This is a genomic window from Nitrosopumilus sp. b2 (genome assembly GCF_014078535.1).
In the GTDB taxonomy this organism is placed as follows: domain Archaea; phylum Thermoproteota; class Nitrososphaeria; order Nitrososphaerales; family Nitrosopumilaceae; genus Nitrosopumilus; species Nitrosopumilus piranensis.
The window spans coordinates 826,559-840,178 of sequence record NZ_MU078702.1; the positions used below are offsets into that span (position 1 = coordinate 826,559).

Genomic DNA, 13,620 nt, shown 5'->3' on the forward strand with positions numbered 1-13,620 from the left:
GAAGCACCAAAGAAAGAAGAACCAGCTAAAGAAGCACCAAAGAAAGAAGAACCAGCTAAAGAAAGTAAAGAATAATCTCTTTCAAAAAAATTTAATTTTAAAAAATTATTTTATTCTAATTGGTATAAATCTAGTTTGCAATCGATACTGCAATCTGGTGTAGACCAGTCAAGAGTATCTTCTTGTGGAATCATTCCAAGAGGATCATAATTATCAAACTTTGTCATTCCTTGTATGGATGATAACATTACTACTTTAGATTCTTCAGCAGTTGAAGTCATATCAATTTGTGAATTGCTTTCACTAAAAATTCCGCTTGTAAGATTTGTAATTGAGTTTAAGACGCCTACTGGAATGTTGCTTCCTCCTATGACATATAATATTGAACGTTTTACTGCGTTAGGTGGAGCGTTTTCGTATAACATTTTTAGTGAATCTCTAAGTGAATCCTCAATATTTTGTCCTTCTTTACTTGTTGTAAGGATGTTTGTCTCAGAAGTCATCTCTGAGGTTCCAAGTGATTCAACTACATGCATTATTGCTGAGTTTGCAATATCGTAGCATGCTTTAGGTGTCAAATCAGGATTGCTCTCAAGTAACGAGTCATTATCCAGTACAATTGTGCATTCAGAGTCTTCTCTAACTCTTTTTAGTGAAACGCCTGAATTGAAAATTCTGTCTTTTTCATATTTGAAAGGCATAATTGCAAATGAAATCAATCCTTTATCTGATTCCTTGCATATCTCAGAAACAACTGGGGCTATAGCTGAGCCTGCTTTTCCAGCCAAATTACTCATCATGACAACTGTGGAATAGCCTGAAATCTTTGATTTGATCTCCTCAGATATATTGTAGGCTGAGCCTCTGATTAATTGCATAGATGGATTCACTACTGAATCTGTAGAAACATGAACAGATGGTACTTCCTCTACAAAGTCCTTTGAATCATTACTAATCAAAAGACAATTTGAATTTAGTGAATCTTTTGCTTTAACTGCTAATTTTGAGCCTACGCCACCCAAGCCAATAACTAAAACTGGTTCTTTTACTTGAAAACTCATTTCAGATCCTATTCGCTGAATTCCATAAAAAACCTTCTTACGTTTTTTTAATCAAATTTTAGATCTAAAAAATTTAGCTTGCGATCTTCCCAAGAAGACTGTTTTGTGTAGAACCGACAATTTCTACAACACGTGATTGCCCAATACCCACCTGTTCTGGGACAAACACTGGCTTGTAAGCAAAATTTCTACCTTTGATACCCTCATCAGTTTTTTCATCAAAGAGAACATTTCCTTTCCAACCGATCCACTTTTTGTTGTTCTCTAATGATATATTGTTGATCTGCCCAAAAATCTTCTTACTTCTTGACTTTACTTCTGAAACATCGATTTGTACCCGCTCAGCAGCTTCAGTTCCTGGTCTAGCACTATATTTTGATAGATTTACTACATCTGGCCTTGTCTCATCAATCAAATCTACTGTTTTTTCAAAGTCCTCTTTTGTTTCTGATGGAAATCCAACAATAATGTCAGTTGAAATAGTAAAGTTTGGGAATCTCTCTCTTGCCTTTTTTACTATTTCTCTAAAGGTTCCTGCAGTATGGCCTCTTTTCATGTCATGTAATACTTTGTCACTTCCACTTTGGACTGGAATGTGTAGAAACTTGAAGACTTTGTCATTATCATAAGACTCAATTAATTTTTCTCTAATTCTTGGCATGTACATTGGATTCATCATTCCAACTCTTATCATAAAGTTCTCTGGAATTTCTGAAACTGCATTTATCAAAGAAGGTAAATCAGTTCCAATATCAAATCCATAACATCCATTATCTGTTGATGTTAACCAAATTTCCTTACACCCTTCATTAATCTCTGTTTTTACTTGTCTTACGATATCTCCTAATCTATAACTTTGAAGATCTCCTTTGGAAATTTTAGTTTGACAAAAGGTACACTCACTCATGCAACCACTTGCAATCTCAACTATTCCTACTGCTGGATTGAGTCTAACCTTTGGAAGTCCAACTTTAGATAGATCTGAATCTTCTAATGCAATTTTTTTTCTGCCTTTAAGTGTAGAATCAATTACTTGTAGAGTTTTACCTAGAGAATTTGGACCAAGTAGGCTAGCATTTTCAGAAAATTTTTCAACAGTTTCCTTTTCTGCCTTTGGTAGACAACCAGCTACTACAAGGGGTTTTGTCTTTAATGATTTTATTCTATGAATCATCTTGTTTGCTGTGGCATCTTTTACAGAACATGTGACAACGATATTGAGATCCGATTCTGAAGAATCTTCAACTAAAGTATGACCTCCATTTAGAACTAGTCCTGAAATCATTTCAGAATCTGCAAAACTTGCAGAACATCCATAGGACTCTACAAAAATCTTTGCCATACTTTATCCAAACAGAGAATCAATTTCCTTGTTAGTCATTAATTTCTTTGAAACAACTAATTCTCTGATAGTCTTTCCAGTTTTTAATGATTCTTTGAATAGTTCTGCAGATTTCAGATATCCAATTTTTGGAGTTAGTAGAGTAACGATTACTGGACTATTTTCAATATCTGCACGTAACTTGACTTTGTTTGCAGTTAATCCATCAATCAAATTTACAGAAAATATTGGTAAGAAATTCTTTAACATGTCAGTTGATTCTAACATACACTTTAGCATTCCAGGCAACATTACATTAAGCTCAAACTGGCCACTCTGTGCGGCATATGATACTGCAGTATCGTTTCCAATCACGTTAAAGCAAATCATATTCATGCATTCAGCTAATGATGGATTTACTTTTCCTGGCATAATTGATGAACCTGCGTGTACTGCAGGAATTCCAAGTTCTGCTAATCCTGCAATTGGACCTGATGCCATTAGTCTGATATCATTTGCAAGTTTTCCAATTTCTAATACCAAATTTCTCAATGCACTTGAACAATTTGCAACTGCATATTTGCTCTGTAATCCATGTTGCATGTCTTTTTCAGGTTTTAATGATAACTTTGAAACTTTTGCAAGCTCTGATATTGCAATTTTCCTGTAACCCTTTGGTGTGTTTGCACCAGAACCAACAGCAGTTCCACCAAGTGCAACATTTTGTAATTCTTTTTGCGATGCAACAATTTCATTTCTTGCTTTAGTAATTGATGTAACGTAAGCTGCAAATTCACTACCTAGAGTAACTGGCAATGCATCCATGAGGTGTGTTCTTCCAATTTTTTTAAATGAGGAAAACTGTTTTGCTTTTTTAGATAATGACTTTATCAAAATGTCAATTGCTGGAATTGTTTCTTTGAGATTCATTAAGATGGCAACATGCATAGCAGTTGGGTATGTATCATTACTTGATTGTGACATGTTGACGTGATCATTTGGGTGTAGGAATCCATATTGTCCTTTCTTTTTGCGTAAAATTTCTAGCGCAACATTTGCTATGACTTCATTTGAATTCATGTTAAATGCAGTTCCCGCACCAGAATTTATCATGTCTACTACAAACTGATCCGCATACTTTCCAGACAAAATTTTATCACATGCAGAAACTATTGCTTTTCCACGTTTAGTATCAATTGCTTTTGTTTTCATATTTGCTATTGCAGCAGATCTCTTAATCATGACAAATGACTTTATCAAATTCTCATGGCCTTTGTGTCCAGTTACGTGATATTGGTTGATTGCTCTTCCAGTAAATGCCCCATAATATGCGTCTGCAGGAATTTTGACTTTACCTAAAGAATCTTGATCTAAACGAAATTTCATTCTAAAACCAATTATTTACACCCATTATTCATTCTTTTTCAGATATTTTCATATTTCAATAATGGGAATTATTATATAGGATTCAGAAGCCACCGCACTTAATGAATAAGCGTGTTAGTATGCTCTTTACAATTGCAGCAGTAGCTGTAATGGGCGCAACCTTATTCGGAAGCACATACACACAAACCCAAATTTCTGGTCAATCTATTGACATGACCCAAATGGATGTCGATGTCTTAGATAAAATCAGACATATGGGAGGTTTACAGCTTGTAATGCCTGAAGCATTCGCAGAAACTGATTGTGGTGTTTTGGAATCATCCGGTAGAACCGTTCATGATTTCCAATTAACTGGTGAAAGTGTTGAACTTCCAATTATGGGAGGAAAGACCTACAACGCCATGACCTTTAGTGGTACAGTCCCAGGACCAACACTAAGAGTTACTCAAGGTGATGTAGTCAAAATGACACTTACAATTCCAGATGATGAAGTTACTGGACACGGTAACGACATGCATGCATCTCAAATCTCTGCAAGCGCTTTTGAGTCTGTCAATCCTGGCGAAACAAGTCAGTATTGTTACATCGCTGAAGCAGCTGGTATTTTCAAATACCATTGTTCTGGTGTCAAACTAATTGGTATGGACCAACACGTACTTTCCGGCATGTACGGAATTGCAATTGTTGATCCAGCTAATGGATACAAGAAACTAATGGTTGAGAAGACTAGTGGCAGCGGTGAACTTGACAGAAAGTTCTATGATGCAGATGCATTAGAGTTCCAACTCCAATACAATCAATTGTACCTAACACCTGAAGGCAATTATGATGCCGGAGCAATGTTCAAGCATCATAACACTGCAACAGTTGTTAACGGAATGCAATTTGGTTATGTACCAAATATGGCTCATAACTTACTCGTCAATGGTGATGTAAACAAGAATATCTTTGTTGCACAACCATGGAATGGACTTGAACACAAGCAATACCAATCACAGCTCTTATTTGTTGAAAATGATCAACACGTAAGACTCTTCATTGAAAACCAAGGTAACGAACCAGTATTCTTCCACATTGTTGGAGAAATATTGGATAGAGTTGTCCAAGGTAACAGAGTACAATCCGCAGCAACTGAAACATGGTTACTCGGTGGCTCACAAGGAATGATTGTTGACTTGGTATTTGATGAACCAGGTGCATACGCAGCAGTAAACCATGACTATGCAGCAATTTACACTGGCGCAGCTACAGTCTTTGTAGCAGGTGATCCATTCGGCTTGAACCCAGTTCTAGTTGAAAAAGGAGTTATCCCAGCACCAGTGCCATCTTATGCATATGCTTTAGGCAATCCTAGTGATGCTGTCCCTCCAATGGGAATGAACAGTATTGCTCATCCTGCACTAAACATTCACGGTTTATACACTGATGAAGTAGCTTCTGAAATGCAAGCAAGTGGCGATTATGTCGCATTATGGGAAGTAATTCCTGTAGTAGCAGAAATCCTAACTTCTTGATAATATCACATCTTTTTCTTTTTATTATTTTGAATGAATTATATTCTGTAGCTCCATTTGCTATTATATGGGATTTGATGATTCTGTATTGATCTGTGATGAAGTGGATCCAATTTTAAATAAAATTTTAGAAGACAATGACTTGAAAATATCATATGAACCAGAAATTACACCTGACCAAATTTTAGAAAAGATTGCTAATTACAATATTGTAATTGTTAGAAGCAGAACGACAATCACAAAAGAAATGATCGATAAAGCAGATAACTGTAAAATTATTGCCCGTGTTGGAGTTGGACTTGATAATGTTGATCAAGAAGCTGCCAAAATAAAAAACATTAGAGTAATCAATGCAGTGGAAGGGGCAATGAATGCCGTAGCTGAATTAGTTTTAGGACTAATGTTGTCCCTTGCAAGACAAACAGCAAGAGGTGATAGAGGAATTAGAAATGGACAATGGCTTAAAAAAGAATTGAAAGGAACAGAGCTTAGAGGAAAATATCTTGGAATTATTGGATTAGGAAATATTGGAAAAAGATTAGGTAGACTTGCACGTGCACTAAACATGAACATTATTGGATATGATGTAGTTCCAATTGATGAAGAATTTTCAAAAGAAGTTGGTTTGATGAAAGCAGACTTGAATACTTTGTTACAAAGTTCTGATTACATCTCTATTCATGTTCCATTTTTGGATTCAACTTATCATCTCTTAGATGCACAAAAAATGTCTACGATGAAAAAGACTGCAAAAATTATCAATACTTCTAGGGGCGGAGTAGTTGATGAAGACGCACTTTATGATGCTCTCAAAAATGGAACTTTGGGTGGTGCAGCCCTGGATGTATTTGAAAAAGAACCTGCTGTTGGAACAAAATTGGCAGAACTTGACAATGTAATTTTGACTCCGCATATTGGTGCCCAAACAAAAGAAGCGCAATCATTGGCTGCAAATGTTATTGCTGAGAAGATTATCCAGATTTTAAGAGGCGTCATCTAGAAGCATTTCTGCCTGAACTTTAAAAATAAGCAAAAAAGTTGACTTTTACGTGATTTATTATCGTCTCTTTGTTTTTAACCTCAATTTGGAGGAAGTCAATCGTATTGAATAATCAGAGTCTAAGTCAATTCCAATCTGAAAGACTAAAACGTTTGGCTAATGGAAATTCCCTGCTAAAAATATCTCTTGGATTGATACTCTTTACAATAATTTCTTCTGCTTTCGTATATGCTGAAACGATGTCTGTTGATGTTGAAGGAACCAGTTATGATGTAGAATACACAGTTACAGGAATGTCTGTATCTGGTATCGAAGCTGATGTGGATTTTATTTCTCTAATATTGACTGTAGATGTTACTGTGTCTCCTGGAATTTTAGAAATTACCTTTGATAGATCTTTTTATGATTCAGTTTTTGAGGGACAAGATGATGATTTTATTGTCATTGCTGATGGTGGATTAGAGCCAAATTTTTCTGAAACTGAAACAACCTCTGAAAGTAGAACTTTGAGAATTGAATTGCCATCAGGAACTCAAGATGTTGAAATCATTGGTTCTGTATTTGGTCAGTCTGTACCTGAAGAAACACCTTCTGAACCTGAAGAAACACCTTCTGAACCTGAAGAAACACCTTCTGAAACTCCTGAAAAACAGATCCCTGCAGCATTTGTAGACTCTTCAAAAGATCCTAAATTCTACGTTGAACGATATGTTTCTGAGCCATCTTACAAAAAATGGTTTGAAGACAATTATTCTGATTATACTTTTCATGAAGCATTAGATATTTCAAAATCTGAATTAGACAAACTCATAGCTGAGATTAAAAAAGAGCAATCTAAAGAACCTGTTGTAGAAACTCCAAAGGAAACAACAGAGTGTGGTGAAGGAACAGTTCTCAAAGATGGAGTATGTGTTTTAGATGAAAGATGTGGTCCGGGAACTGTTCTAAAAGATGATGTATGTGTTGTTGAATCTCAAACTTCTGCACCAAAAGAGATTTCTTTCAAAGGTCTTAGTAGAGAACTAGGATATAGCTTCATTGCAGCATTTGTAATCACTGGTGCAGTGGCAATAATTTTGGCATTGATGTCAAAAGCCAGCAAAAGTAGTAACTAGTCACAAGTCAAATCTTCAGCATTCATTATTTGGTCAAACTCAAATCCTGTAATTTGTGTAGTTGATGAATATGGAATGAGGTTCAAAATGGGTGTGTCTGTCTGAATTACCACAACAAATTGATTAGGGTCTAATCTGATATCCCCTGAATCAAACTCAAAATCAAAATTCATGAAAACATGTTGTGCATTAGAAATATCTTCAGAAGAAAAAACCCCTTCTTGAACTCCAGATGCTAATGGATCAAGTGTTAATGGCTTGACTACATATGATCCTAAATATGCATCCGTGTAGAACACTGAAACTTCAAATTTTTGAAATGAGATCCAAAATGGCAGTGTATTGCAAAATTCTGTTTCCCCATGATTCAACATTGTAAAAAATGAAAAAGTTCCAGGAGAATACCATCTGTATTCTAATTGTTGACTACCAATAACGTTCATTGCAGAAAATAAAAACGGACTAATGATTACTATGATTGCAATTATGGTGATTACGGAATACTTGTTCATATTTCATCTTTTTTGTCCTGACTAAGTGATATTATGTTTCTCTCAATTAGATTGTTTATTGCATTTACCAACTCATCGTCGTTTATTGCTCCTTCAAGCCACCAATACCCTACATTCTTTACCCATTCAGGAATTGTTATGTCGTAGACAGATGTCTCGTTTATGTCAAAAGGAATTTTGAAAATATTTTCTTCTTCTGTAAACTTTTGAAATGCATCAATCAAAAAACCATCTGAGATATTTCCTGAAAGCCAGTTTGCCATAATTGGTTTTACTACCTCTGGGATGCATACTTTGTCTGCGTCAATTAATGTAAACTCTGCAGTTGTTTGAGCTCCTGAATAATTAACATCAATGAAATACTTTCCTAGTGGAAAAATTTCTTTTTCAAAAGCAACGCGTGATGGTATTGGGTTTTCTAAATCTGTTATTGGAATGGGGATTGCACTGCTTCCCTTACCCGTTTCATCTCTGATGTGAATAATTGCTGGATTTCCTGTAACCTCTGAAACCTTGATTGTATAGAATAGTTTCTCACAATAGCTATAAGTTGTTTTTTCCATGATTATCTCAACTGATGGCTCTGCATATGAAAATGGGATTATGCCTAAATTGGCTACTAGTGCTGTGAATATAATTACAGTTGATATTTTCATCTTTTTTTGTGCACTTTTGGCTCAATAAAAATCTCATATCAATGCTCAGGAATCCTTTTTAACAACTTTGACGTAATTGAACTATCGAGTTTTCTGCGGAAGCAACTCTTAGAGTGCGTGGAATGTGATGCCCCACTCAAGAGAATTTTAATTACTTAGCAGTACTTATGTTTGTCCCATTTACAGTCCGGATTTAGAATTTTTGTCCTAAATACAGTGTTTGCAAGGACTAAACCCTAGGCTATTTGCAACTTCTAGTGTATCTGGTGAAAAATACTGCCTATTCTTTTTTTCAACATTGTAGATATTGCATTCTTTTTGCTTGCAAGCTAGGTGATGTACAATTTTCAAATTCGTATCTCCTAAATAACCTGCTATTTTATTCCAACTCCAAAATTTTATGGCACATCATACATTCACGCTTGTTCATTAATTCAGGCATCTTTGCTGATATTGGATGCTGGCAAGTTTCTTGATTTAATTCCCAATATACCAAATTTATTTCTCCAAACGATTGTTAGATTTTTTGTGTTTTCTTTCATGCTGTAATATTTTAAAAAATGTATTGGGTTGCCCTTCCCAACTAAAGGAGCATTCTCTACAGGAATATTTCATTTCAGTCCTCTAAAAACGAATGGCCCTTGTTCGTTTTCATTAATTTTTTCTTTCGCATATCTCTTTCGTGAAAAGAGGATTTTATAGAATAATCATAACTTGGAAAGAGATGCTCAAATCTCTCTTCAATAATCTCATTATCCTGTATTGTTTCTGACAATAATTTTACCATCCTTGTGTTGGGTGACAATCACAAACGCACCCATTAGTACAATGCATCCTGGAACAATCCTCACATCTTTTACTTATTGTATAACTTCTTTTTTCCATCTGACTTTTTCTGTTAGGATTAGATAAATCATAAAGAAAAACAATGAGGAACTTGATTTTATCTAAAATAAAGTCAACTCATTAATGTCTTAAATAGCTAAAATTAATCGCTTTATTATGAAATGTCAGTGTACCTCTAATGTGTTATGTATGTTCCATTATATTCTGGCAAACCCTGATTCTATCAAGCCTAAAAATTGAGAATGATTCATGTTAGTCCTTTTATTCACTAAATCAAATGTTTTCAATATCTTAAAAACTCTAGTATGCGGTAACTACAAGTCTATATTGTGATTAAAGACGGAAAAATGACGTTTTTACAGTTATTAAAGGGGATTTTACTATGCCCGATATGCCTAGTCGTCAAGACCAAATATGGATCAGACTTTGGAAAGAGAATGCTCCAGAACTACGTGAACGTATTGTTGGCTGGCGTAAACAAAATGCAATTACTCGTATTGACAAGCCTAGTAGATTACAGAGGGCAAGACGTTTAGGGTACAAAGCAAAACAAGGCATTGTTGTTGTTAGAATGAGAGTAGGTACTGGTGGTATGAGAAAACAAAGACCTACTGGTGGAAGACGTCCAAAACATCTTGGTGTTACAAGAATCAAGGCAGATGACAATATGAAGACTGTTGCAGAGAGAAGAGTTTGTGAAAGATATCCAAACTTGAAACTTTTAGGTTCATACTTTATCTACAAAGACGGAAAACATTATTGGTTTGAAGTAATCTTGGCAGACCCAGATCATCCAAGAATTGCACAAGATAAAGAATTAACTAAACGAATATCTCAAACAGCATAAATTGAAAATAACATTATTCATTCCAATACTCTTACTTTTGATAGTATCTCCTGTGTTTGGTCAATTATCTGATAAAACAGGATTGCTTACTAGACTTGATGTTGATGTCAGTGGTCACACTTTTGAAGTTGTCACTGTCTCAAACTTTGAGATTTTAGATCATGAATTTGACAAAGATGAAAAACGTCTAACCATATTTGCAAACAGTGGTCTTGAAAACAATTTGGGCGAAGTAACAATTCCTAAAAATTTACTTGGTGGAAATTTTACTTTTTATCTTAATGATGTACAAGTTACTCAAGAATCAAAATCTAATAACAGAATCTCGTTTATCACTTTGAATTTTACTGGAACCGGTGATAATAAAATCGATATTATTGGAACTAATGCCTTGATTGGTGTAAAAGAGATTGAAATTACACTAACTGATAATGAGCAAGATAATTCTGATGATAATGCTGGTGGTGGTTGCTTAATTGCAACTGCAACATTTGGATCTGAGCTTGCACCTAAAGTACAAAAATTGCGAGAATTAAGAGATAACAAACTAATGCAAACAGAATCAGGTGAAAATTTTATGAATTCATTTAACCACTTTTACTATTCATTTAGCCCACAAATAGCAGACTATCAAAGGCAAAATCCAACATTCAATGAATTAGTCAAGGTGGGAATTACTCCTATGCTCAACTCTTTGTCTCTTCTAAATTATGCTGAAACAGAATCTGAGGTTCTAACTATTGGGTTATCATTAATCATACTCAATACTGGAGTGTATTTTGCATTACCTGCAATTGTAATTGTAGGAATCAAAAATCTATTTTTTAAACATAATCCATAATCTGGTTCCTACAAAAATCCCTACTGCTAATGCAATTAACAATGGAACAATTATCTGTCCTTCTTCCACATTTTATAATATTTTTGATTTGACTTAATACTTTTTACAAATCCTTAAAATTTAGATTTCAAAAATGACTTTTGTGGATAACTCAAAAATTGCAATTATTGGGGGATTCATTATAGTTGTTGTTCTTTCAATTACTGTTGTTTTATTCAGATAATCTAATCTTCTCTAAGTAACTTTTGAATCATTGATTCTGTTTGCCCGACTTGTCCAAATGAAACATCTCTGAGAATTCCTTTTCTATCCACTAAAATGGTAGAAGGTGTTCCTTGTAGTGCAAATTTCTCAAAGGTCTCAGCAGAATATTCTTTTGATTTCATATAGTCTTTGACTCTTTGAATTATTTGATTTTTGTATTCTTCAGGTTGCGAATCAAACTCTGGAATCTGTGGATAAATAAACTGCATAATTTTTTCTTGACTTATTTCGCCTGTTGTCTTTACCAAATTATCCATTGCTAAAGGAAATGGAATTTTGTATGGTAGCTTGTTTCCCTCTTGTAATTGACCACTCATTTGAAATGCGCTTCTAGTTTCCCCTATTATCTCTCCGGTCTCTGCAAGCATCTTCAAATTATCCAGAGTGTTTTTATCAAAATCTTCAAAGGCAGTTGCAATTCCAATCACTCTAACACCTTCGTCTTTGTACTTGTTGTAAATCTCAATTGCTTCAGGTAGTGCATGCATAAAACATCCAGGACAATTTACTTGAAATACCTCAACTAAAACAATGTGGTCTTTTTCTTGGTCAAAATTTGTTGGTGCTCCTTGTACCCATTCTGATACTCCAAAATTTGGTGCTTTTTGACCAATTACAGCGCTCATGAGACGTTATCGTATTTTTTCCATTAAATACATACCTCAAGAAATTTTGAATTTTTCCTGATTAACTAAATATAGGAGCCAGAAATCTCAAAAAATGTTGCAAGTAGTTACTAATGATCGATTAACACTTTTTGCTGAAATGGAAAAAAAATATGAGCAAAAAGATACTGAATATTTTGTAAGCCTTTTAGATCATCCTGATTATGTAATACGAACAAGAGCTACATGTATCTTAGTTGATTTTGGTGGAGAAGACAAGGTACCATATATTGCCAAAGTTTTGAAAAATGATGATAATGAATTGGTAAGACATGAAGCTGCCTTCTCTCTAGGACAGATGTGTTATTCTAGTTCAGTTGCACCTCTAACTGATGCAACTCTAAATGATCCAAGTCTGTTTGTAAGACACGAGGCTGCAATAGCATTAGGTGTTGTTGGAAATAAAGATGCAAAAGATACCCTAGAAAAGGCATTAAATGATCCAGAAAAACCAGTCGTCGAATCTGCAGTTGTAGCATTATCTAATATTGAATTTATGGAAAAGTTAAGTAAGAACGAAAAGTTTGCAAAGTTAACAGGTGGATGAGATGAATTTTTCTTATGGAATTATAGCTGTAGTTGGGGTTCTTGTAGCAATATCTCTTGGATTTATTGCAATGTCTCCAGATCAAATTATTCAGCCAAGAATAGTCGAAGACAAACCCACTGTCTGCACCATGGAATGGGCTCCTGTTTGTGGTATTGATGGTGAGACTTATGGTAACCTCTGTATGTTGAATGCAGCTGGTGTAAAATTAGTTCATAAAGGCGAATGCAGCGTTGATGATCCTATAGTCAAACCTAGAGTTGAACCTAAACCCGAACCTGTTATGGAACCTAAAACAGAGCCAAAACCTGTAACATCAGCAGTTCCTGCATCTCCTCAAACTCATATTGTTGAAACTGCACAAGGTTCAGGAGGTCCAGGATGTGAGGAGACTAACGAATGTTATTTACCATATTCTATAGAAATTTTTGTTGGTGATACTGTCCAATGGGATAATGTTGATACTGCAGCTCACACTGTAACAAGTGGCACTATCCAAGATGGTGCTTCTGGAATGTTTGATTCAAGTTTGTTTATGGCAGGTGGTTCTTTTGACTTTACATTTAATGAAGCAGGAGCTTTTGATTATTTCTGTATGGTTCATCCTTGGATGACAGGTCAAGTAATTGTTTATGAAGCAAAAGAAATGGTAGTATTTGAAGAACCAACAGACGAACCAGTAATGATGGAACCAGAACCATTACCTGAACCAGAACCTCAATCTGAATCACCAATGTCCCTAACAATTTCAACTCCTGATGGAGTAGGAGTTCCTGGATGTGAAGATACTAACGAATGCTACTTGCCTTATGAGGTAACTGTAGCTGTTGGTACGACAGTTACTTGGAGTAATGATGATACTGCAGCTCATACCGTAACAAGTGGTAATGTGAATTCAGGACCAACAGGTGTATTTGATTCAGGATTGTTTATGTCTGGTGCAACTTTTGACTTTACATTTAATGAAGCAGGAGCTTTTGATTATTTCTGTATGGTTCATCCTTGGATGACTGGAATAGTTCACGTAGAGTAATTTCTGAAATTA

Annotated in this window: 13 protein-coding genes; 7 read left to right on the plus strand and 6 right to left on the minus strand. The window is 35.0% G+C overall.

The features are described 5' to 3' along the window. Positions 1-110 precede the first annotated feature (110 nt). From C6989_RS04925 to C6989_RS04935, 3 genes are all read right to left on the minus strand, one after another. Positions 111-1,061, minus strand: coding sequence for an FtsZ/tubulin family protein (locus tag C6989_RS04925; RefSeq protein ID WP_182126507.1), 951 nt, complete (start codon positions 1,059-1,061; stop codon positions 111-113). Positions 1,062-1,134: 73 nt separating this feature from the next. Next, positions 1,135-2,403 carry a tRNA (N(6)-L-threonylcarbamoyladenosine(37)-C(2))-methylthiotransferase gene (locus C6989_RS04930; protein ID WP_182126508.1) on the minus strand — a complete coding sequence of 423 codons (1,269 nt, stop codon included), beginning with the start codon at positions 2,401-2,403 and terminating at the stop codon, positions 1,135-1,137. A gap of 3 nt (positions 2,404-2,406) precedes the next feature. After that, positions 2,407-3,768 carry an aspartate ammonia-lyase gene (locus tag C6989_RS04935; RefSeq protein WP_182126509.1) on the minus strand — a complete coding sequence of 454 codons (1,362 nt, stop codon included), beginning with the start codon at positions 3,766-3,768 and terminating at the stop codon, positions 2,407-2,409. Positions 3,769-3,887: 119 nt separating this feature from the next. Here C6989_RS04935 and C6989_RS04940 point away from each other — a divergent pair, with 119 nt between their 5' ends. The 3 genes from C6989_RS04940 to C6989_RS04950 all read left to right on the plus strand — a co-directional run bounded on the left by C6989_RS04940 (position 3,888) and on the right by C6989_RS04950 (position 7,397). After that, the gene (locus C6989_RS04940) at positions 3,888-5,282 is read left to right on the plus strand and encodes a multicopper oxidase domain-containing protein (protein WP_148704119.1); all 1,395 of its coding nucleotides are present in this window, start codon (positions 3,888-3,890) and stop codon (positions 5,280-5,282) included. 67 nt (positions 5,283-5,349) lie between these two features. Further along, the gene (locus tag C6989_RS04945; RefSeq protein ID WP_182126510.1) at positions 5,350-6,282 is read left to right on the plus strand and encodes a D-2-hydroxyacid dehydrogenase; all 933 of its coding nucleotides are present in this window, start codon (positions 5,350-5,352) and stop codon (positions 6,280-6,282) included. Positions 6,283-6,386: 104 nt separating this feature from the next. Then, positions 6,387-7,397, plus strand: coding sequence for a hypothetical protein (locus tag C6989_RS04950; RefSeq protein WP_182126511.1), 1,011 nt, complete (start codon positions 6,387-6,389; stop codon positions 7,395-7,397). Here the strand turns inward: C6989_RS04950 and C6989_RS04955 are convergent. Together C6989_RS04955 and C6989_RS04960 are read right to left on the minus strand one after the other, a co-directional pair. Next, entirely contained in the window at positions 7,394-7,909 is a 516-nt protein-coding gene (locus C6989_RS04955) for a thr operon leader peptide (RefSeq protein WP_148702982.1), read from the minus strand. The two genes, C6989_RS04950 and C6989_RS04955, sit on opposite strands and share 4 nt — an antisense overlap. Next, entirely contained in the window at positions 7,906-8,565 is a 660-nt protein-coding gene (locus C6989_RS04960; RefSeq protein ID WP_148702983.1) for a hypothetical protein, read from the minus strand. Before C6989_RS04960 ends, C6989_RS04955 begins: the two co-directional genes overlap by 4 nt. Positions 8,566-9,802: 1,237 nt before the next feature. On the opposite strand from C6989_RS04960, the gene C6989_RS04965 reads away from it, so the two are divergent. Continuing rightward, positions 9,803-10,258, plus strand: a complete 456-nt coding sequence (locus tag C6989_RS04965) for a 50S ribosomal protein L15e (RefSeq protein WP_148704121.1) — start codon at positions 9,803-9,805, stop codon at positions 10,256-10,258. 37 nt (positions 10,259-10,295) lie between these two features. Beyond that, positions 10,296-11,099, plus strand: a complete 804-nt coding sequence (locus C6989_RS04970) for a CFI-box-CTERM domain-containing protein (RefSeq protein ID WP_182126592.1) — start codon at positions 10,296-10,298, stop codon at positions 11,097-11,099. Between the two features lie 224 nt (positions 11,100-11,323). Here the strand turns inward: C6989_RS04970 and C6989_RS04975 are convergent, their stop codons facing one another. Then, entirely contained in the window at positions 11,324-11,989 is a 666-nt protein-coding gene (locus C6989_RS04975) for a TlpA family protein disulfide reductase (protein ID WP_148702985.1), read from the minus strand. A 94-nt stretch (positions 11,990-12,083) separates the two neighbouring features. On the opposite strand from C6989_RS04975, the gene C6989_RS04980 reads away from it, so the two are divergent. Then, positions 12,084-12,575, plus strand: coding sequence for a HEAT repeat domain-containing protein (locus C6989_RS04980; RefSeq protein WP_255464639.1), 492 nt, complete (start codon positions 12,084-12,086; stop codon positions 12,573-12,575). After that, positions 12,568-13,608 (plus strand): plastocyanin/azurin family copper-binding protein, encoded by a 1,041-nt coding sequence (locus tag C6989_RS04985; protein ID WP_182126512.1) that lies wholly within the window; start codon positions 12,568-12,570, stop codon positions 13,606-13,608. The genes C6989_RS04980 and C6989_RS04985 overlap by 8 nt, the downstream gene beginning before the upstream one ends. Positions 13,609-13,620 lie beyond the last annotated feature (12 nt).

Coding starts and splice junctions, on each gene's coding strand:
- C6989_RS04925 (WP_182126507.1), bottom strand. CDS start 1,061: ATGAGTTTTCAAGTAAAAGAACCAGTTTTAGTTATTGGCTTGGGTGGC.
- C6989_RS04930 (WP_182126508.1), bottom strand. CDS start 2,403: ATGGCAAAGATTTTTGTAGAGTCCTATGGATGTTCTGCAAGTTTTGCA.
- C6989_RS04935 (WP_182126509.1), bottom strand. CDS start 3,768: ATGAAATTTCGTTTAGATCAAGATTCTTTAGGTAAAGTCAAAATTCCT.
- C6989_RS04940 (WP_148704119.1), top strand. CDS start 3,888: ATGCTCTTTACAATTGCAGCAGTAGCTGTAATGGGCGCAACCTTATTC.
- C6989_RS04945 (WP_182126510.1), top strand. CDS start 5,350: ATGGGATTTGATGATTCTGTATTGATCTGTGATGAAGTGGATCCAATT.
- C6989_RS04955 (WP_148702982.1), bottom strand. CDS start 7,909: ATGAACAAGTATTCCGTAATCACCATAATTGCAATCATAGTAATCATT.
- C6989_RS04960 (WP_148702983.1), bottom strand. CDS start 8,565: ATGAAAATATCAACTGTAATTATATTCACAGCACTAGTAGCCAATTTA.
- C6989_RS04965 (WP_148704121.1), top strand. CDS start 9,803: ATGCCTAGTCGTCAAGACCAAATATGGATCAGACTTTGGAAAGAGAAT.
- C6989_RS04975 (WP_148702985.1), bottom strand. CDS start 11,989: ATGAGCGCTGTAATTGGTCAAAAAGCACCAAATTTTGGAGTATCAGAA.
- C6989_RS04980 (WP_255464639.1), top strand. CDS start 12,084: ATGTTGCAAGTAGTTACTAATGATCGATTAACACTTTTTGCTGAAATG.